We start from the raw sequence: 19,601 nt of genomic DNA on the forward strand, positions 1-19,601 counted from the left end.
ATGCGCGCTTTACTCGTGCTGTTCAGTTTGATGCTGTCGATGTCGTTGTCTGCGGCGGAAAAACTGCAGGTGGTCACCAGCTTCAGCATCCTCGCCGACATGACCCATCAGGTCGGTGGCGAGCACATCCAGATCACCAACATGGTCGGCCCCGATGCCGATGCTCACACCTATGAGCCGACTCCGGACGATGCCAAGGCATTGCTCAAGGCCAGACTCATCATCAAAAACGGCTTGGGTTTCGAGCCGTGGCTGGACCGCCTGGTGACCAGCACCGAGACCAAAACCCCGGTCATCAGCGCGAGCCACGGCGTCATCCCACGCTCGCTGGATGAAGATGGCGAGACCGTCCCCGACCCTCACGCCTGGCACAATCTGGCGAACACCGAGCTGTACATCAGCAACATTACCAAGGCGCTGATCGCCGCCGACCCGGCGAACAAAGCCGACTATGTACGCAACAGCCAGGCCTACCTGAAACAGATCTACGCGCTGCTCGCCGAAGCCAAAGCCAAGCTCGGTTCGCTGCCGCCGGGCAACCGCAAGATCGTGACGTCCCACGACGCATTCGGTTATCTGGGTCAGGCCTATGGCATCGACTTCATGGCGCCACAAGGTCTGTCCACCGAGCGCGAACCTTCCGCCGCCGAAGTCGCTGCGCTGATCACCCAGATTCGCCAGGCCAAGGTCAAAGCGGTGTTCATGGAGAACATCAAGGATGCCCGCCTGCTCAAGCAGATTGCCGATGAAAGCGGCGCGCACATCGGCGGCACGCTGTACTCCGATGCGCTCGCCGCCACCGGTCCGGCGAGCACCTTTACCGGGTTGTTCGAGTACAACCTCAACACCTTGTACGAGGCGTTGAGCAAGCCATGATCCGCAAGAATCCCTCGGGCGATTTGCCGCTGATTGCGGAGTCCGCCTACGTCGATAAGACCGCGATCATCTGCGGCAAAGTGGTGATCGGCGAGAACGTTTTCGTCGGCCCCTACGCGGTGATTCGCGCGGACGAAGTCGACGCCTCGGGCGAGATGGAGCCGATCACCATCGGCGCCAACTCGAACATCCAGGACGGCGTGGTGATCCACTCCAAGTCTGGTGCGGCGGTGACGATCGGCGAGTTCAGCTCGATCGCCCACCGCTCCATCGTTCATGGTCCGTGCTCCGTGGGCGACCGGGTGTTCATCGGGTTCAACAGCGTACTGTTCAACTGCGCCGTCGGTGATGGCTGCGTGGTGCGGCACAACTCGGTGGTCGACGGTCGCGACTTGCCTGCCGACTTCTACGTGCCCTCCACCACCCGCATCGGGCCCAACACTGACCTGTCGCAATTCCCGCCGGTGAGCATCAGCGCCTCGGAGTTTTCCGAAGACGTGGCGCGCACCAACGTCGATCTGGTGCGTGGCTACAAAGCCCTGCAAAACGAGTTCTGACCATGAACAACGTGCTGATTCGCAATGCCCGGCTGGTGAATGAAGGACGTGAGTTTGACGGTGATCTGTTGGTCGGCCATGGTCGTATCATCAAGATCGCGAGCAGCATCGAAGGGGAAAATGCTGCCGTCGAAATCGATGCTGACGGCCAGTGGTTGATGCCTGGAATGATCGATGATCAGGTGCACTTCCGCGATCCCGGTTCGCCCGACAAGGGCAGTTTCTACACCGAATCGCGAGCAGCGGTGGCCGGCGGCATTACCAGTTTCATGGACATGCCCAACACGAATCCGGCGACCCTGACGCTGGCAGCATTGGCCGACAAGAAGCGCCGCGCAGCGATCAATTCAGTAGCCAACTACGGCTTTCACTTCGGCGTGAGCAACGACAATCTCGACATCGTCGCCGCGCTCAATCCCTGCGAAGTGGCCGGCGTAAAAGTGTTCATGGGCGCGTCCACGGGCAACATGCTGGTAGACGACCCAAGGGTTCTCGAGCGGCTATTCGCTGAAGTGCCGACGATCCTGTTGGCCCACTGCGAACACACGCCGAGCATCGACGCCAATGCGGTGAACCTGCGAGAGCTGTTCGGCGAGCACATTCCCGCCGCAGCCCATCCGCTGATCCGCAACGCCGAGGCCTGCTTCCGTTCGTCCTCGATGGCTGTGGATCTGGCCAAGCGACATGGCACCCGGCTTCATGTGTTGCACCTGACCACCGCCCGCGAACTGGCGTTGTTCGAAGACAAGCCACTGACACAAAAACGCATTACCGCCGAAGTCTGTCTACACCATCTGCTCTTCGACGATCGCGACTACGCAACGCTCGGCAACTTGATCAAATGCAACCCGGCGATCAAGACTCAGGCCGACCGAGACACCTTGCGCCGGGCCCTGATGAGTGATCGACTGGACGTCATCGGCAGCGATCACGCGCCTCACACCTGGGACGAAAAGCAACGTCCCTACTGCCAGGCACCGTCCGGCTTGCCATTGGTGCAACACGCCCTGCCCGCCCTGCTGGAGTTGGTGGCGGATGACGTTCTACCGATCACCACCCTTGTGGCCAAGACCAGTCACCGTGTCGCCGATCTGTTTGCGATTCCTGACCGAGGCTATTTGCGCGAAGGGTATTGGGCCGACCTGGTGTTGATCAAACCCGAACCTGGTGGCGTTGCCGTCTCCCAACAGCCGATCCTGTCTCAATGCGGCTGGACGCCCTTCGCGCAGCGGCGCTTTCGCCACAGCGTGAGCACCACGTTGGTTTCGGGGCAAATGGCGTGGCACGACAAATGTCTTAATGACAGCTGCCAGGGTTTACCGCTACGGTTTACACGCTAGTGCAGCACTCGAGAGCACCGACATGATCCACATCACTCTGAGCGATGGTTCATTGCGTGAATACGACCAACCGTTGTCGGTGTACGAGTTCGCCGCGAGCATTGGTCCCGGGCTTGCCAAAGCAGCCGTCGCCGGCCGGGTGGACGGCGTATTGGTGGACTGTCAGTTCTTGATCGAGGCCGATGCCCGGGTCAGCATCGTCACGCCCCAAGAGCCCGATGGCCTGGAGATACTGCGCCGCTCCTGCGCATTGATGCTGGCGATGGCCGTGAAACAGCTCTATCCAAAAGCGCAATTGCAGACCGGATCGGCGCTGGGTGACGGGTTCTATTATGAGTTTGCCTTTGAACGACCGTTAAACCCGGACGACCTTGCGGGCATCGAAGCGCGCATGAAGACCCTGGCGGCGACCAATCATTCGATCCGCCGGCGCGAGCCGTCACCGCGCTCCAAGTACATGGAAAAACTTGCGACCTACCTGCTCGGGGACTTCGAATGTGTGTCGATGGGCCCGCATGCTCCGGCAACCAGAGTGTTGCAGGCATTCGCACTCGATCACATCAGCGGCCTTGCGCCACAGCGGATCTATGGCACGTGCTGGTCTTGCCAGGAGGAACTGGACGACTGGCGGGCACCGCCGCACGTGATGGTCGTGAGCATGGATGATCGCCAAACGGATTACGCACAGTGGGTGACCGAGGCCTTGCGCCGAAGCGGCGTACGCGCCCGTGCGGACCTGCGCAACGAAAAGGTCCGCCACAAGATTCGCGAACACAGCCAGCAAGTGCCGTATCTGGTGGTGATCGGGGAGAAAGAAAAAGAAGGCGGGTTTGTCAGCGTGCGCAGTCGCACCGGAGAGGATTTTGGCCGGATGGCCATTGAGGCGGTGTGTGATTGGCTGAGATCAACGGGGATTGCGGGTGTCTGAACGGACGCCTTCGCGGGCAAGCCTCGCTCCTACAGGATTTACACCGACCCTGTAGGAGCGAGGCTTGCCCGCGAAGCTTTTAAGCCCTTGGCTTCACTGTCCCGCAATCCTGCCCCAACCACACCGCGCGAGTATCAAGGCTACCCTTCTGCTGAATGCCGGTAGCGTTGAACGTGCCATTCACCTTGGTGGTGAACTCACGATCACTGAGGAATGTGGCGACACCCGCACCCTGCGCTTTCGGGCAGCTGAAGCGGAATTTCCACTGGTTACCGGTGCGCTCGGTGATTTCCTGCTTGCAGCCCGATTGCGGATCCGTCAGCGGAATGTTGTCGGTCTTCACTTGCTCCGGCGTCAGGCAAGCCCGGATCCCCTTGCCGCCCATAGTGATGCCCTGCTTCTCCAGCTGCGCACGCTGTTCAGGCGTCATTTGGCTCTGTATCTGACCGAGGATCAGTTGCAGATCCGGCAGGTTCTGGTCATCGACTTTCATGTTGCTCGAGGTCAATTCCCACAAACCCGGCTGCAGCATCTGCGCCTGAGCGGCCACCGGAAGTGCTAAACCTAAAGCTACGGCCAAACCCAGCAGACGAACGTTCATTGAGTAACTCCTGATCGATAGTGGCCGTTAGACGTCAGCCACGAGCTTCGGTTCATGGGCCAATTAAATAGCGACATTCTGCACGGAACATGGTCTGTTAAGCACTGAATCTTCAGGAGCAAGGCTGCCCCCATGGATTACTTTGGACCGCATATTTTCGGTTACCTGATCGCACTGCTGCACTCGTTAGGCATGATCGCCGCCATTCATGCCGTGTTGACCGTTCGGACCGCTCAGGGCTCGATCGCCTGGGCCTTGTCGCTGCTGTTCATTCCCTACTTCACGCTCATTCCCTATCTGGTCTTCGGCCGCAGCACCTTCGATGGCTACATCAAGGCACGGCGACAGGCCAACGAGGAAATGCGCAAGGCCATCTCCGATTTGAACTGGCGCCCGTGGGTCGAAGAAGCACTGACCGCCCGTGCCTCCAACGCCTACGCATCATTGAGGGCGATGCCAAAACTGGGCCGCATGCCCTGCCTGGCGAACAACGAAGTCAGCCTGCTGATCAACGGCCACGCCACTTTCGAGGCGATCTTCGAGGCCATCAGCCAGGCGAAGGAAGCCGTGCTGATCCAGTTTTTCATCATCCACGACGACCGTCTGGGCCAACGCCTGCAAACCTTGTTGCTGAAAAAAGCCGCCGAAGGCGTTGCCGTTTATTTACTGTACGACCGCATCGGCAGCCACTCCCTGCCCCACAGTTATGTGCAGCCGTTGCGCGATGCCGGTGTCGAGGTCAAAGCCTTCGCGACACGTAGCGGCTGGCTCAATCGCTTTCAGGTCAACTTCCGCAACCATCGCAAGATCGTCGTAGTGGACGGCGTGTTGGGCTTCGTTGGCGGGCATAACGTAGGCGACGAATACATGGGCGAGAAACCACCCCTCGCCCCTTGGCGCGATACCCACGTGCGGGTGCGCGGGCCGGTGGTGGCGTGCATGCAGGAGTCCTTCGCCGAAGACTGGTTTTGGGCAGCGCGCTCCTTGCCGCCGTTAATACTGCCGGACGCGTATCCGGACAACGGTGTGCTCTGCCAATTGCTTGCCAGCGGACCGGCAGATTCCTACGAAACCTGTTCGTTATTCTTCGTCGAAGCCATTCACGCGGCGACCGAGCGGGTGTGGATTACCAGCCCCTACTTCATCCCCGATGAAGCGGTGTTTGCCGCCTTGAGGCTGGCGGTTCTGCGCGGCGTGGATGTGCGATTGCTGCTGCCTTCACGACCGGATCACCGCATCGTCTACGCCGCCTCCAGCCTGTATGCCTTCGAAGCCGTGCGCGCTGGGGTGCGGGTATTCCGCTACCAGCCCGGTTTCCTGCATCAGAAAGTCGTGTTGATCGACAACGAAATCAGCGCCGTCGGCAGCGCCAATATGGACAACCGTTCGTTCCGGCTGAATTTTGAAGTGATGTTGCTGACTGTCGACCGAGTGTTTGCCGGCGAGGTGGAACAGATGCTCAACGACGACTTCGACCAGGCGCATGAGGTCGCCAAAGAAGAAAGCCGGGAGACCCGCCGCCTGCAACAGGTCGGCATGCGGATCGCCCGGCTTATTTCACCGATACTTTAAGGGTTGTAGATGTCGTCGCGGGTCCAGGGCAGTTCATGGCTGCCATCGGGGTGGGCTTTCACTGCAAGGATCTGGTGCAGGTTGATCCAGCCCCGGGCAAATGCATAAGCACATCCTGCCAGGTACAGCCGCCAGATTCGCAAGGCCTGCTCCGGCACCTGCCGGGCGGCCGCTTCCAGGTTGTCCTCCAGGCGCTCGCTCCAATGGTCCAGGGTGCGCGCATAGTGCAGGCGCAAACTCTCGACATCGACGATCTCCAGCCCTGCTTCGCTGATCTCGGCAGAGATCATCGACAGGTGCGGCAGCTCGCCGTTGGGAAACACGTACTTCTCGATAAAATCACCCGCGCCACGTCCCACTGGCCGGCCATCGGTGTGCTTGGCGGTGATGCCGTGGTTCATCACCAGGCCGCCCTCTTTCACCGCGCCGAACAGGGTTTTGCAGTACTCGGCCAGGTTCTCGTGCCCCACATGCTCGAACATGCCGACGCTGACCACTTTATCGAAGCGCCCGTCTTGAGGCAGATCGCGGTAGTCAAGCAGTTGCAGCTCGACCAGATCGTCGAGGCCTTCCTCCTTCACCCGCTCACGGGCCAGGGCCAGTTGCGCTTTGCTCAGTGTGATCCCGAATACCTTCGCGCCAAACTCCCGCGCCGCATAGCGCGCCAAACCGCCCCAGCCACAGCCGACATCCAGCAGATACTCACCAGGTTGCAGGCGTAGTTTGCGACACAGGTGGCGGAACTTGGCTTGCTGGGCCTGCTCAAGCGTTTCGCTGCCGGTCTCGAAATAGGCGCAGGAATACGCCATGTCACTGTCGAGCCATAGCTGATAAAACGCGTTGGAAAGGTCGTAGTGATAGGAAATCGCCTTCGCGTCGGTTTCCTTGTCGTGGGCGGTGCGAACAGGCTGACTGTCGAGGTCGCCCAGCAATGCATGACTCCATTCATCAACGACGCGGATCACCTCGCTGATAGAGCCTTCCAGCTCAAGTTTGCCCTCGACAAACGCCGCCCCGAGCGCGTCGAGGCTGGGATGTGTCAACTGGGTAACCATTTGTGGGTCCTTGACCACAATCGTGACGCTGGGCGTCGGCCCCAGATTAATTTCATGGCCGTCCCAGAGTCGCAGGCGTAGCGGTAACTGCAGATTCTGTAAGGCCGGTGGAAGTTGCGCGAGCATGGAATATCCCCCTTGTTTCAGACGTCTGATGTGAGGGTAGACCATCCTTGAAAAATAGCAGGCTATCGATTTAATAGCCGTCTTCTATGATTTGCAGCGCTTGAATCAAGCGCCGCAAATTCGCAGAAGTGATTGCCCTCACACTAGATGACTGCGAATTTCGCGCACAGTTCTGAAATGTTCACATCCCTCAGACGTCGTCCTTCATTTTTAACAACGGCTCTTGGAAACGCAGCAGCCGTCCAGCGTTGCCCAATACCAGCAACGTACTCAGGTTATGCAGCAGCGCAGCAATCATCGCCCCTGCCGCACCGAGCCAGCCGAAGGCAGCGAAAGCAACAATTGCCAGTGTCCAGCCCAGACCGATGATCACGTTGACCTGCAAGGTCTGCCGGCATTGGCGACTCAAACGTACGCAAGTGCCGAGCCGACGCAGGTCGCTGCCGATCAGCACGATATCGGCTGAAGCCAAGGCAATATCCGCACCGCCCGCACCCATGGCGACGCCCACCACACCGGCCTTGAGTGCCAGCGAATCATTGATGCCATCCCCGACCACCATCGGCCGGAAGCCGCTGCCGATTTCTTTCAGCACACGGTTGAGTTTGTCCTCGGGCAAGGCCTGGGCTTCGACATCGCTGATCCCGACATCCAGGGCCAACGTATTCGCGACGCTTTGGCGATCGCCGGTGAGCAACAATTGCCGGCCCAACCCGAGTTCACGCAACTCACTCAAGGCGAACCGCGCTTCAGGCTTCACGCTGTCCGCGAGCAACAGCCAGGCCAGGAATTCACCGTTGAGCGCCAACCCGGCGATCGGACCATCGTGTTCAGGAACCGCTGAAGTGGCGATTGCCAATTGCGCGAACAACTCCGGTCGCCCAAGTGCTGCTTCGCCCTGTTCGGTCATCGCTACCACGCCCAAGCCCTGACGTTCGTGAATGTCCGTGAGCAGCAGAAAATGTTCCTGAGTAACCAATCCGGCGAGCGCGCGACTGACCGGGTGACTGCTGGCGGAGCCCAGGCTGGCGGCCAGTTTCAGCACGTGATTGCGATCTTCCAGCGGACTGTCGATCGATTGCAGTCGCAAGGTGCCGAAGGTCAGCGTCCCGGTCTTGTCGACCACCAGCGACGTCAGATCCGCCAGCTCTTCGAGAAACGCCGAACTGCGGATCAGAATCCCGTGTCGTGCAGCAACCGCGACACCGGCAATCGCCGTGGCCGGTGCCGACAACACCAACGCACACGGACAGGCTGCCACCAACACCGCGAGCATCGCTTGCGCATCATTGGTGATGAACCAGGTCACTGCGGCCAGCAACAACACCAGCACCATGTAGCTGCCAGCGTAGCGCTCCAGCAAACGGGTGATTGGCGGCTTGGAACGCTCGGCGCTTTGCATCAGCGCGATGACTTTACCGAGTGTCGATTCATTGCCGGTACGGGTCACTTCAATGCGCAGCAGGCCATCAAGGTTGATCGCCCCGCCGAACACCGTCATGCCGACGCCCGCCTCCACCGGCACCGACTCGCCTGTGATCGATGCAGTATCGAGACTCGCCTGACCGGAAAGCACACGCCCATCGGCCGGCACTCGATCACCGGCGCGGACCTCCACGCGGTCGCCAGCCTTGAGTGTGCCGTTGTCGACTTCGACGATGGAGCCATCCGCCTGAACCTTGCGCGCATGGCTGCGCGTCAGTTTGCCGAGTGCGTGAATCGCCTCCTGGGAACCGATCACGCTGCGCTCTTCCAACACATGACCGAAGATCATGATGATCGGCAATAACGCAGCGGTCAGCAGATCGCCCGTTGCCCAGGCACCCAACATTGCCAACGCAATCAACTGATCAGTGATCCCGTGCAAGCTGGGATAACGCAGGCTGTACCAGGCCGAACGCATCACCGGCACGGCCACCAGCAACGAGGCAAAACCCAGTAGCAATTGACTGACGCCCGTCTGCTCCGGCGACCACCAGCGCCAAATCAAACCAAGCGCCAGCAAGCCGAGGGCGAGCATGGCCAGGGTCAGTTGGCGTGCTGCGCTGCGTTGTTCGGCCGAGGACAACATGCTCGGTGCGGCGGCAGTTTGGGCGGTCATTGTGCAGCTCCCTGAATGATCAGGCGGGAATCGTCTTTCGGATTAACCGTGGTCACCGAGCCGGCCTGACCGAGGATTTTCGGCAAGCGCTCGCGGTAAATACGCAACAGCATTTGCGGGTCGGTGCCTTGTTGTTGCGCCTTGGCCAGGCTCAATACCGTGGCCGTGTCGGCGGAGGCTTTGGCCAGCCGTTCGCTGGCTTGAGCGTGGGCGACTTGCAGCGCACGGTCGGCTTGCTCGTTGGCGGCCTGGGTGAGTTTCTCGGCTTCAGTGCGGGCATTGGCCACGGCTTTATCGGCTTGCTGACTTGCCGTCAGAACAGCGTTGAAAGCATTGACCGCAGGTCCTGGCAGACTCGACTGCACATCCACGCGCGCCACTTCGATCCCCAGCCCCTGCCCCGTTGCGGTCAATTGCGCGAGACGTTGATTGATGCCTTGTACCAAGTCCCCGCGCAGGCGTTCGCGTCTTTCCGCCGCTTGATTATCCGCGCCGATCAACTCAGGGCGCGCCACCAGGATGGTGTCCAGATCTCGTGCTGCGGTGAGTGCCACGGCGCTGCGAGTCACCAGGCGATCCAGTGCCGGCAGCACGTGTTCACCTTGAACAACGAATGCATACGGTTCGGTGACTTTGTAAAACACCCGCACATCCAGTTGCACCACACCCGCGTCACCCGTCAGCAGATAACCGGAACCTGCCAGCGCATCACTGAGCGGCGTGGCGAAAGTGGCTGCTCGGTCGGCCTGCAGCGCGGCATCGCTGCGCAGCAGATTATCGACCCGACGCTCGATCACCCGATCCGCCGCCGGCAACAAAACCACCTGCTCGAACGGCCTCGGCCACGCCAACAGCAGACCGGCATTCTGAATGCGATCCAGCGCGCCAAAGTGCAACACCACCGCGCGATTTTGCGGATCGATTTGCCGCACGTTGGAGAATGCCCACGCCAACGCGGCCAAGACTGTCACCGCATACAGGGCTAGAAAAGCCAATCGCCCGGCCTGAATCCAGGGGCTGCTTAACTCATTTGTTCCACGCGGAACCAAACTCATGGCTGCGATCCGGACTTGTTATCGAGTGTCGGCGGGCCGTCAACCAACACCCGGAACGGCGCGGCATCGGTGCGCAGAATCAGTTTGGTTCCAGGCGTAACGATAGTGCCCAAGGTGTCGAGGGAGCGCAGCAAGTTATACAGCTGCGGCGAACCCGCGTAAGCGCGGCCGTAAATCTGTGCGGCTTCGACCCGGGATTGAGCTTCGATGTCGGCAGCTTTAACCGTCGCATCGGCCTGGACGATTCGCGCATCACGCTCGGCAGCAGAGCGAATTTGCGCTGCCTCACGTTTGCCGATGGCCGTGCGTTCGGTGGCGATTGTTTCACGCTCGGCGCGCATGCGATCGACGGTGGCGGTCAGGGTTACCGACGGCAAGGTCAATCGTTCGATGCCGACTTGCAGTACACGAACGCCATAAGTGGCGAGTAACTGCTGATCGATTTGCTGGCGCAACTGCGCTTCAAAATCAGCGATGTGTACCTGGCTGGCATCGGTGTTCACCAGATTGGCCAGGTCAAAACTGCTGGCCGTGGTTTCCAGTGCCGAGCCGACGAAGGTGCGAATCTGCCGCGCCGCTTCGTCCGGCTGATTCTGCACGGCGCGCATGAAGCGCTGCACATTGTCCGGATCGCCCTGCACCTGCCACGCCACGTAAGCTTGAACGATGATGCGTAAACCGTCGCGCGTACCCACATCCTGCAAACCACTGGACGTGGTGCGCAAACGCAGATCGACCGGAATCGCCGCTTCAAAAGGCGCGGGCCAACGCCAGCCCAGCCCCGGCTCCAGCAACACCCGCGACGGATTGCCGAAGCGCGTGATCACCGTGGCTTCGCCGGAGCGCACCTGCACCAGGCTTGCAGCCGCGATGGCAAACGCCACCAGCAACGCCGCCCACCCCATGCGCCGCCACGGGAATGGACCCGCTTCTTGTGGATCGCCATGGTGGTGATGGTGATGCCCGTGGTGATGCCCGCCATGGCCGTGATCGTGGCCGGCGTGGTCGTCATGATCGTGAGTGTGCGACTGGCTCAATTGGCAGCTCCTGGCTGAGCAGTTTTACGCGCCGATGCAGGGTCAACCGGCAGCGTGAAAGTACGGAGGTCGATGGTCGGCGCGTTACCGCTGCCGCCCAGACGATGATCGAGAACCAGCAACCTGGCGTTGGTCAGGCCTTGGGAGAGCTGGCGGAAATACTGTTCCAGCACGAAAGCCTGGCCCGCGCTGGCATAGGCTTTTTGCTCGGCGCTGAATTTCAGATCGGCCGCTTGCGCAGCCGCATTGATTTCACGCGCGCTGGCCGTCGCTTGATCCCGTGCGATGCTGGCCTGCAATTGCGCCTGATTGGTGGCCTCTGCGGCTGCGCCGCGCTCACGCGAGATCAGGGCCTGCGCAGCAATTTGCGCCGCCTGCACGCCGTGATAAGCGTTGGCCGCGCCGGCCGGTGGGTGAATCGCTTCAACCACAGTCGCGAGAATTTCCACGCCGCTGTCGAGTTTTTCCAGGTCCGCCTGCACCGCGCGGCCAATCTCTTCGGCGAGTCCGACCCTGTCCTCACCGAGCAGACCGTCGAGGGTGCGAGAAGCGAAGTCGTGCACCAGAATCCGGCTGGCGGTGCTGCGAATCAGTGTCGGTACGTTGGCGCTGTTGTACGTCGCGGCCAACGCCGCTTGATCCGTGAGGCCGATGCGATAGACAAAACGCACGTCCATGTTGACGATCTGGAAGCTCTGTTTGTCGGCGCGACTGCTGGCAATCACCTGAGACTTGTCGTTCACGTGGCTGGCGTCCCACAAGCGATTGGCCGTCGTCGGCGCCGGACCTTCAGCCGGTTCAGCCACAATCGGCGCCGTCGCTTCGCCAACACTGGTGGCCAACTCGTGGACCACGCCGTTCTCGACACTCAACACTCGGCCCAACGGCCATGGCAGACCTGCGTGCAAACCGGGGCCGAAGACCTCCACCGGTTTGCCGAAACGCTCATAGATGCCCCGCCCTTGCAGGGAAATTTCGTGAATGCCGGTGAGCGACCAACCGACCAGTGCCACCACCGCCAGCACCGGAACGAATGCCCGGCGCATGTAAGTGAAGGCCCAGATCTGCCGCAGATCGATGCCGAAGCGGTTATGTAATTCGTGTTGCAGCACCAGCAACGGTTGGGGCGGCCAGCGCAGCATGTCGGCGACGAAACTTCGCGCCAGCAACGCAGGTTCGAGTTGTTCACGCTGCGGACTGAACAGTGACAACACCGCGCGTAGCAGCAGTTCGACCGCGACCAGACCCGGCAGCAGGCCAATCAGTACCGCCAGACGTACCGGCCAAACCGACGCCTCGCTGCCGAACAACAGGCACAGCGCGCTCAGCACAAGGCAGATGATTGCCACGCGCGTCAGCTGCGCCAGCGAACCTGCTTCGGGCCACTGGGCCACATTTTCCTGGGCAAGTTGTCGCTCCAGCACCAGCAAACCGAAGGCCAGCAGTAACGACAATGCCGCCGCGACACTCGCGGAAAAACCGAGCGCAGCGGGAGGCAGGGCCAGGTTCCAGACTTGATTGATGCTGAACACTACCAGCAGCGCCCAAGCGCCAAGCCACAGCGTCGAAGCGCCGATCTGCGCCAGCAACCGCAACCATCGCTGGCTGATCCGCTCCAGCAGCCGTTCATACCAGCCCTCCGGCGGCGATTCAGCGACGACTTCCACAGGGAGCATCGCCGGGTTCATCGCCATTTCACGCCACTGCGTCACCCACCACGCCGATTGCAGCCCGGCGACCAGCACCAGCAAACCGGCGCTCTGATTGACCAGCACCGCAGGCCAAAGCGACTGCGGTGCAAACAGCCCGACGAAAAACGCCAGCACCCAGCCTGCCCCTGCGAGCGCGCCGAGGCCGATTGCCAACTGCCGCAATCGCCGCCCTTGAAAGACTGCCTGCTGAAAGCGCGGCAGCCCGGCTACCGTTGCGCCCTCAATCTCGAGATCGACTTGCATACCACCCCAGTGATTTTCATAGCTCACGTCGCAATTCGTTACGATATAACGAAAGCCGTGAAATTTTCGTACTAAATCTCTTTATCTAAAGACGCTCAACCTGTCACTTGGCTGAAGCCTTGACCGAAAGGCATGGCTGCGCACATATTACGCTCGTAATTTTATTCAGGAACTACGTTTATCCAGCCCGATTCCCATCCAATTCAGGAGTACATCCATGAGCAACTATGACGTCGTGATACTGGGCGGAGGCCCCGGCGGCTATAACGCGGCAATTCGCGCCGGCCAGTTGGGCCTTAAAGCCGCCTGTGTCGAAGGCCGCGCCACCCTCGGCGGCACTTGCCTGAACGTCGGTTGCATGCCGTCCAAGGCATTGCTGCATGCTTCTGAATTGTATGACGCGGCCATGGGTGCGGAATTTGCCAACCTCGGTATCGAGGTCAAACCCACGCTGAACCTCGCGCAAATGATGAAGCAAAAGGATGACAGTGTTGCCGGGCTGACCAAGGGCATCGAGTTTCTGTTCCGCAAAAACAAGGTCGACTGGATCAAGGGGTGGGGCCATATCGACGGGCCGGGCAAAGTCACGGTGACGGACAGCCAGGGCGGCAAGACTGAGCTGAGCGCCAAGGACATCATTATTGCCACCGGCTCCGAGCCCACTCCCCTGCCCGGCGTGGACATCGACAACACGCGCATCCTCGATTCCACAGGTGCGCTTTCTTTGTCCGAAGTGCCCAAACATCTGGTGGTGATTGGCGCCGGGGTCATTGGCCTGGAATTGGGCTCGGTGTGGCGGCGTTTGGGCGCACAGGTGACCGTGGTCGAGTTTCTCGACCGGATCTGCCCTGGTGTGGACGGCGAAGCGGGCAAAACCCTGCAACGCTCGCTGAGCAAGCAAGGCATCAGCTTCAAGTTGAGTTCGAAAGTCACCCGCGCCACGACCTCGGCGAACGGTGTTCAACTCAGCGTCGAACCGGCCGCCGGAGGTGCTGCCGAATTACTCGAAGCCGATTATGTGCTGGTCGCCATCGGGCGCCGGCCTTACACCGAGGGGCTGGGGTTGGAGAACGTCGGCCTCGCCACGGATAAACGCGGCATGCTCGCCAACAAGGGTCATCGCACTGAAGCGGCAGGCGTGTGGGTCATCGGCGATGTCACGTCGGGACCAATGCTCGCGCACAAGGCCGAAGATGAAGCCATGGCCTGTATCGAGCAGATCGTCGGCAAGGCAGGCGAGGTCAATTACGACCTGATCCCCAACGTCATTTACACCAGGCCGGAGCTGGCCAGCGTCGGCAAGACCGAAGAGCAACTCAAGGCTGAGGGCCGCGCGTACAAGGTCGGTAAATTCCCCTTCACCGCCAACAGCCGGGCGAAGATCAACCACGAGACTGAAGGCTTCGCCAAAGTGCTGGCCGATGAGCGCACTGACGAGATTCTTGGCGTGCACCTGGTAGGCCCGAGCGTCAGTGAAATGATTGGCGAATATTGCGTGGCCATGGAGTTCAGTGCTTCGGCTGAAGACATTGCCCTGACCTGTCATCCACACCCGACTCGCTCCGAGGCGTTGCGCCAGGCGGCGATGAATGTGGAGGGGATGGCGACTCAGATGTAGGGCTCTTGGATTTGCTGCGACTGTTCCATCGCCATCGCGAGCAGGCTCACTCCTACATGGATTTTGTGTACGCCACAGACCAATGTAGGAGTGAGCCTGCTCGCGATGGGAACAACTCGGTCTAAAGCGGCAAATGCTCTAGAGGCAACGCGCCCGGCGTTTTCACCGTGTGAATCGCAAAGTTGCTGCGGATGTCGCTCACGCCCGGCAACTTCAGCAAACGCCCGGTGAGAAAGCGGTCGTACGCACGCAAATCCGGCACCACCACCTGCAACAGAAAATCCGATTCCCCTGACACCAGAAACGCCGAAATCACCTCGGGCAACGCCATCACCGCCACACGGAAGGCTTCGGCCTGTTCGTCGTTGTGGCGTTCGACCTTGACCCCGACAAACACCGTCAGCCCCAACCCGACTTCATCGCGGTCCAGGTTGGCCTGATAGCCGCGAATCACCCCGGCCTCCTCCAACATCCGCACCCGACGCAAACAGGGGGACGCGGACAGACCGATTTCATCGGCCAGTTGTACGTTGCTCAGACGACCATCCCGTTGCAGGGCCGCGAGAATTTTTCGGTCGTAAGCGTCCAGTTTCATGTTTGGCAGATCCTGATGGTTTAAGCGTCACAGAATGGCAGGTTATGCCAATTAAAGACTGTTTAGAAGCAAACTACGCAACCACCTGCCCTGTGTTTCAGCCCTAGACTGGCGCTACCGAATCGACAACGAAAGGGGTGCAGCATGGCGGGGCTTTGGCTGTTTTTCATGGCGCTGGCAGTGGTTTACCTGCTCCCAGGCCCGGACATGATTCTGCTGCTGCAAACCGGCGCTCGTCAGGGCAAAGGCGCGGCGCTGGCCACGGCGGTGGGTTTGGGCATTGCCCGAGGATGTCACGTGGCGTTGGCGGCACTGGGGCTGGCGGCACTGTTCAAGGCCGCGCCCTGGACGTTCGATATGGTGCGCCTGGCCGGGGCCGCGTACCTGTTGTGGATCGGCATTCAATGCCTGCGGACCACAATGCTCCCGAGCCTGAACGGCGCAGATTCAGCCTGTGGAAAACCTCGTTGGCGCGAAGCCATTCAGCGCGGATTGTTGACCAACCTGCTGAACCCCAAGGCGCTGCTGTTCTGCTCGGTGCTGCTGCCGCAGTTTATCGATCCGCATGCAGGGCCGGTGCTCGCACAATTCGCGACCCTGGGCGTGGTGCTGGTCAGTGTCGGTTTGTTGTTCGACAGCGCGTACGCCTTGGCCGGCGCCGCGCTTGGCCGCTGGCTGCAACGCAGTCCTTCGGCCCAGCGCGTACAGCAGTGGTTGTTTGGCAGCCTTTTGATTGGTTTTGCCCTGCGACTGACCTTTGTTCAACAGGCGTGATTACAGACGCACCCTACGCTTGCGACGGTTGATCAGTACCAGCGCAATGCCTGTAACTGCCACGACAGCGCCCATTTCCAGCCACTTTTTGTAAGGTCGCAATGTCGCGCGGATCGGACTCAATGCCTGGGTGACATAGCGTTTGTCTGCATTATGGAAATCCGGATAAGGTCACCGCTCGCCGAAGAATAATGCCCAATCCACGTAGGGACCTTCTTTGACATAGCGTTGATAGAAAGCGCTTTTCTCCTCCTGACCCGTGTTCCATCCCGCCGCCGCGCACAGCACCGCCGCAAAGGCCTGACTGGTATGTGGCAAGTAATCAGCGGCGCGACTGGCCAAGGCATTCGCGACATAACGGTAATGGAAACGCTGATCGGGTTGAGCGGCACTGGCCTGTTGGCGCCTGACCTCCTCTTCAGCCACTAATGGACCGACCTTGAGCTCGTTGCTTTCGAGGCTGTAATTGCCCCCGAACGTCGCGTAATCCGGGGACATCTCGTAGCCCAAGAGCTCCATCCCGTTGAAACGGGCCAGCGTCGCAGCATTGTAGTAAGCGAAGGCACGTTTGCTCGGCCACCATTTCGATTCGGCGTCGTGGCGCAACTCCCCGTACCACTTGGCCCGATGGTGCAACGTCTCGCTGTCGAAGTACGCGGGCGCTTCGTCATAACGGCCCTCACGCAGCAAGCGCCGCCCCAGCAGGTTGCGCAACTTCGCCGCCACCGGCAACGGCACGTAGTTATCGCGATCCTGTTGAGTCAGCGCTGGCGGCGCCGGCACCTGAGTGTCGACGTAATGCTTGAGTTCATCGACGGTCAGCACACGCTCAGCGACGGTCGCAGCGTCGAACCAGTAAATGTCATTGCTGCGATAAAGCTGATCGAATGCCTGCAAATAATCCCCACGTTGCAACGCCAGGATCGCGCTTTCCCCCTCGACGCGGCACTTGGGCTGAAGCGTTTCGAAATCCCAGTCCGGTGTCCGTCGCTCGCCCCAGGATTCGCTCTGCGGGAAGGCCTGGGCAGCCTTGGCGTACGCGGCGGCGGCAGCCGTTTTATCACCCTCGCGCATCGCCAGTTTCGCCCGCAGCCACCACGCCAGGCCACCGTCGCCGGCGTGTTCAAGGAAGGCCTTGGCGCTGGCGTAATCGCCCTGTTGATAATTCACGGCCGCCAGCCGATCAGCATTGTCGAGGCTGCCGCGCGTGCTGTTTTGCAGCAGCTTGATCAGTTTTTGCTCGTTCGGCGGTTGATCACCAAATGACCAACCCAACCGGCTGATCAGCGACGCCGTGACCAGCTGCTGCACCGGTTTGCCTTTAAGCAACGCGGCCAGTTGCTCGTCAGGCATCGCTGCCAGATCGGCCATCAACAGCTTCAATGAGGTGTAACCCACTGCGGAACCGTGGAGGTTTTGCGTGGCGTAGAGTCCGATGGCACTGTCCCAATCGCCCGCCGTGCGAGCGACACGCGCCTCTTCGCCGAGGCTGGCGACGCCCAGCTCCAATGGATCGCTGAAGCCGTCGATGCTCAACTGGCGCGCCTGCTCAAAGGCCTTGCGCGACTGCGTCAGCAGGTCGGGCGCGGCGTCCGCTTCGCCGCTCATGGCAAACAGCGCCCGGCCCAGCGAATAAGCGGCCCAGGTGCTGCGCAACGCGCGTTGATCCGCCGGCAATGCGAGCACTTTCTGGAAATAATCGGCGGCCAATCCATGGTCACCGCCGTTGAACGCCACGGCGCCCGCCAGATAGAGCCTGTGTTCGGTCGGCAGGCTTTCGCCCTGCGCCTCGACCTGATGAGCATCGCTCAGCGTGCGCAGTTGTTTGACCAACGCCTGCTGCGGCACCGTCAAACCAGCCTGTTCGGCGTCGTCGCGCTGCACGGCATAGTCAGGCGCGTCCATGCTGTAGACGATTTCGCTGACGTTCTTCAAACCCGTAATCGCCTGCCCGAGACGACTGATCTCGAACCGGAAGTTGCCTTCCGGCAGCTCCGCCAGCGACTGACCCCGGTTATCGAGCAGGCGCATAGGGAAATCCGGCCCGCAGGCCACTGCCGAACCCAGTGGAAAACCGAGGCTCAGGCAAAGCAAATGGCGGGGCCAGTTACGGGTGAACATTCGAACCTCCTTGATCAATGTTTGTGCAGCGTGCCCAACCGATGGCGCGCTGCCCACCAGCCGGGATCCGACCGTCGCGCAGGCGGGTGAAGGTAAGCAGATCCGGGCTTTGTTGCAACGCATAACCGGCCAGGGCGTCGGCGCCCTCACAACCTCGTGCGGCGAGCGTCAGGCGTTCGGGCCAGGCGTTGTCGAGGTTGCCTTGATTGCTGATGCTGACGTCATAGAGGCCATCCTGCGCCGAGAGTTTCAGCGTCAGGCGACTATCGAGGGCTTCGCCACGGGCTACGGCGCGCAAGGTCGTCAGGCTCCAGGCCCGGCGATCATTGGCCAATGGCAGGCGAAACCAGATCAGCCCGGCGAGATGAGCCGGTGGATCGTTGCGCAACTGGGTGGCAAGTGTGCTCAGTTGCTGCGGATCGGCCAGCAATTCCCGGCGCTCGCCGACGCGCTCAATGGGCACTTCGCTTTCCACGTCGGGTGCGCCGCCGGCCTGCGGCAACAACGCTACGCCATAGGCCGGCAGCGCCAGATAAAAAGGTTTCGACGTGATGCGGCTCCAGGCGCCGGCCCATTTTCTGGCCTGATCCGGGTCAAACAATCCCATGCGCGGGTCGCTCACCGCATGCACCTGCAACACGCTGCTATCGACTGTGGATAACAATGCAGGCAGTTCAGGACTGTCGAGCCACGCCGGCAGCGCGGTAATGCTCAACGGCATGGAAGCCGGCAGCACCGCGCGCAAATCCGTGAGGAATTTCCGATAAGCCGGTAGCCGAGCGTTCCCGGCATCGTGGTCGATTTCCACGCCGGAGAGCACCAGCCCCTGTGCCTGCCAATCGCTGAGCACTTGCAGGATCTGCGCAGCGACCTCGTCCTGATCCAGCGACTTGAGCTGGCCATCGAGACGAATCACCGCAATCAGTGGCCGGCCATCCCGTTTGAGCAGCACCGGGTCGATTCGCGCCCGGTTCCAGCCCGCCTTGGGAAACGCCTGCAAGGCCAGTACCCGCAGGGTCGAAAAATCCGCACGGCTGTCTTTGAGTGCGGCTTCGTGGGCCGGCGTCCATTGTCGTTGCCATACATAAAGTTGCTGATCGAGCGGCGGTGCGTCCTGTCGTTCACAACCGCTAAGCAAAGCCAGCATCACCAGCAAGCCTGACAGGCGAGCGAGAAAAACCATAAAACTCCTAAGCCTGAATCTCATATTTGTAGGAGCGAGGCTTGCCCGCGAAGGCGTCCTAAACTCCGCCAAAAGCTTCGCGGGCAAGCCTCGCTCCTACACACCGC

Annotated in this window: 15 protein-coding genes and 1 pseudogene; 7 read left to right on the forward strand and 9 right to left on the reverse strand. The window is 60.7% G+C overall.

Going from position 1 to position 19,601, the window contains the following annotated elements; translation table 11 throughout:
* Genes PMI32_RS19370 through PMI32_RS19355 form a run of 4 tightly spaced genes read left to right on the forward strand, consistent with a single transcriptional unit; the run spans position 1 to position 3,701 of the window.
* Entirely contained in the window at positions 1-876 is an 876-nt protein-coding gene (locus PMI32_RS19370; RefSeq protein WP_008027481.1) for a metal ABC transporter substrate-binding protein, read from the forward strand.
* Positions 873-1,433, forward strand: coding sequence for a gamma carbonic anhydrase family protein (locus PMI32_RS19365; protein WP_008027482.1), 561 nt, complete (start codon positions 873-875; stop codon positions 1,431-1,433). The genes PMI32_RS19370 and PMI32_RS19365 overlap by 4 nt, the downstream gene beginning before the upstream one ends.
* Before the next feature lie 2 nt (positions 1,434-1,435).
* Positions 1,436-2,773, forward strand: coding sequence for a dihydroorotase (locus tag PMI32_RS19360; protein WP_008027484.1), 1,338 nt, complete (start codon positions 1,436-1,438; stop codon positions 2,771-2,773).
* A 22-nt stretch (positions 2,774-2,795) separates the two neighbouring features.
* Positions 2,796-3,701, forward strand: coding sequence for a His/Gly/Thr/Pro-type tRNA ligase C-terminal domain-containing protein (locus PMI32_RS19355; RefSeq protein WP_008027486.1), 906 nt, complete (start codon positions 2,796-2,798; stop codon positions 3,699-3,701).
* A gap of 79 nt (positions 3,702-3,780) precedes the next feature.
* On the opposite strand, the gene PMI32_RS19350 is transcribed toward PMI32_RS19355, so the two are convergent.
* On the reverse strand, positions 3,781-4,302 hold the full coding sequence (locus PMI32_RS19350; protein ID WP_008027488.1) for a DUF3617 domain-containing protein: 522 nt from the start codon (positions 4,300-4,302) through the stop codon (positions 3,781-3,783).
* A 132-nt stretch (positions 4,303-4,434) separates the two neighbouring features.
* Between PMI32_RS19350 and cls the strand changes: the two genes are divergently transcribed.
* A complete protein-coding gene (gene cls / locus PMI32_RS19345; RefSeq protein WP_008027490.1) occupies positions 4,435-5,874 on the forward strand; it encodes a cardiolipin synthase in 1,440 nt (479 codons plus the stop codon).
* On the opposite strand, the gene cfaB is transcribed toward cls, so the two are convergent.
* The 5 genes from cfaB to hflK (PMI32_RS19320) all read right to left on the reverse strand — a co-directional run bounded on the left by cfaB (position 5,871) and on the right by hflK (PMI32_RS19320) (position 13,203).
* The gene (gene cfaB, locus PMI32_RS19340) at positions 5,871-7,055 is read right to left on the reverse strand and encodes a C17 cyclopropane fatty acid synthase CfaB (RefSeq protein ID WP_008027492.1); all 1,185 of its coding nucleotides are present in this window, start codon (positions 7,053-7,055) and stop codon (positions 5,871-5,873) included. The two genes, cls and cfaB, sit on opposite strands and share 4 nt — an antisense overlap.
* Positions 7,056-7,245: 190 nt before the next feature.
* A complete protein-coding gene (locus tag PMI32_RS19335; RefSeq protein ID WP_008027494.1) occupies positions 7,246-9,156 on the reverse strand; it encodes a cation-translocating P-type ATPase in 1,911 nt (636 codons plus the stop codon).
* A complete protein-coding gene (hflK, locus tag PMI32_RS19330; RefSeq protein ID WP_008027495.1) occupies positions 9,153-10,211 on the reverse strand; it encodes a protease modulator HflK in 1,059 nt (352 codons plus the stop codon). Before hflK (PMI32_RS19330) ends, PMI32_RS19335 begins: the two co-directional genes overlap by 4 nt.
* Positions 10,208-11,248 (reverse strand): protease modulator HflC, encoded by a 1,041-nt coding sequence (hflC, locus tag PMI32_RS19325; RefSeq protein WP_032828679.1) that lies wholly within the window; start codon positions 11,246-11,248, stop codon positions 10,208-10,210. The genes hflK (PMI32_RS19330) and hflC overlap by 4 nt, the downstream gene beginning before the upstream one ends.
* Complete coding sequence (gene hflK / locus PMI32_RS19320) at positions 11,245-13,203, reverse strand: protease modulator HflK (protein ID WP_008027501.1); 1,959 nt, start codon at positions 13,201-13,203, stop codon at positions 11,245-11,247. Before hflK (PMI32_RS19320) ends, hflC begins: the two co-directional genes overlap by 4 nt.
* A gap of 217 nt (positions 13,204-13,420) precedes the next feature.
* Between hflK (PMI32_RS19320) and lpdA the strand changes: the two genes are divergently transcribed.
* Entirely contained in the window at positions 13,421-14,821 is a 1,401-nt protein-coding gene (gene lpdA, locus PMI32_RS19315; RefSeq protein WP_008027503.1) for a dihydrolipoyl dehydrogenase, read from the forward strand.
* A gap of 121 nt (positions 14,822-14,942) precedes the next feature.
* Here the strand turns inward: lpdA and PMI32_RS19310 are convergent, their stop codons facing one another.
* Entirely contained in the window at positions 14,943-15,416 is a 474-nt protein-coding gene (locus tag PMI32_RS19310; protein ID WP_008027506.1) for an Lrp/AsnC family transcriptional regulator, read from the reverse strand.
* Between the two features lie 144 nt (positions 15,417-15,560).
* Here PMI32_RS19310 and PMI32_RS19305 point away from each other — a divergent pair, with 144 nt between their 5' ends.
* Positions 15,561-16,190 carry a LysE family translocator gene (locus PMI32_RS19305; RefSeq protein ID WP_008027508.1) on the forward strand — a complete coding sequence of 210 codons (630 nt, stop codon included), beginning with the start codon at positions 15,561-15,563 and terminating at the stop codon, positions 16,188-16,190.
* Here PMI32_RS19305 and PMI32_RS19300 read toward each other — a convergent pair.
* Together PMI32_RS19300 and PMI32_RS19295 are read right to left on the reverse strand one after the other, a co-directional pair.
* Positions 16,191-18,311 (reverse strand): annotated as a pseudogene (locus PMI32_RS19300) (hypothetical protein).
* Entirely contained in the window at positions 18,298-19,494 is a 1,197-nt protein-coding gene (locus tag PMI32_RS19295) for a DUF3142 domain-containing protein (protein ID WP_008027511.1), read from the reverse strand. The pseudogene PMI32_RS19300 and the gene PMI32_RS19295 overlap by 14 nt, the downstream one beginning before the upstream one ends.
* Positions 19,495-19,601: the final 107 nt, after the last annotated feature.

It is taken from the genome of Pseudomonas sp. GM60 (assembly GCF_000282415.1).
Taxonomy (GTDB): Bacteria; Pseudomonadota; Gammaproteobacteria; order Pseudomonadales; family Pseudomonadaceae; genus Aquipseudomonas; species Aquipseudomonas migulae.

Excerpts from the sequence above, each read along its gene's own strand:
- PMI32_RS19370 (WP_008027481.1), top strand. The coding sequence starts at position 1 with ATGCGCGCTTTACTCGTGCTGTTCAGTTTGATGCTGTCGATGTCGTTG.
- PMI32_RS19365 (WP_008027482.1), top strand. The coding sequence starts at position 873 with ATGATCCGCAAGAATCCCTCGGGCGATTTGCCGCTGATTGCGGAGTCC.
- PMI32_RS19360 (WP_008027484.1), top strand. The coding sequence starts at position 1,436 with ATGAACAACGTGCTGATTCGCAATGCCCGGCTGGTGAATGAAGGACGT.
- PMI32_RS19355 (WP_008027486.1), top strand. The coding sequence starts at position 2,796 with ATGATCCACATCACTCTGAGCGATGGTTCATTGCGTGAATACGACCAA.
- PMI32_RS19350 (WP_008027488.1), bottom strand. The coding sequence starts at position 4,302 with ATGAACGTTCGTCTGCTGGGTTTGGCCGTAGCTTTAGGTTTAGCACTT.
- cls (WP_008027490.1), top strand. The coding sequence starts at position 4,435 with ATGGATTACTTTGGACCGCATATTTTCGGTTACCTGATCGCACTGCTG.
- cfaB (WP_008027492.1), bottom strand. The coding sequence starts at position 7,055 with ATGCTCGCGCAACTTCCACCGGCCTTACAGAATCTGCAGTTACCGCTA.
- PMI32_RS19335 (WP_008027494.1), bottom strand. The coding sequence starts at position 9,156 with ATGACCGCCCAAACTGCCGCCGCACCGAGCATGTTGTCCTCGGCCGAA.
- hflK (WP_008027495.1), bottom strand. The coding sequence starts at position 10,211 with ATGAGTTTGGTTCCGCGTGGAACAAATGAGTTAAGCAGCCCCTGGATT.
- hflK (WP_008027501.1), bottom strand. The coding sequence starts at position 13,203 with ATGCAAGTCGATCTCGAGATTGAGGGCGCAACGGTAGCCGGGCTGCCG.
- lpdA (WP_008027503.1), top strand. The coding sequence starts at position 13,421 with ATGAGCAACTATGACGTCGTGATACTGGGCGGAGGCCCCGGCGGCTAT.
- PMI32_RS19310 (WP_008027506.1), bottom strand. The coding sequence starts at position 15,416 with ATGAAACTGGACGCTTACGACCGAAAAATTCTCGCGGCCCTGCAACGG.
- PMI32_RS19305 (WP_008027508.1), top strand. The coding sequence starts at position 15,561 with ATGGCGGGGCTTTGGCTGTTTTTCATGGCGCTGGCAGTGGTTTACCTG.
- PMI32_RS19295 (WP_008027511.1), bottom strand. The coding sequence starts at position 19,494 with ATGGTTTTTCTCGCTCGCCTGTCAGGCTTGCTGGTGATGCTGGCTTTG.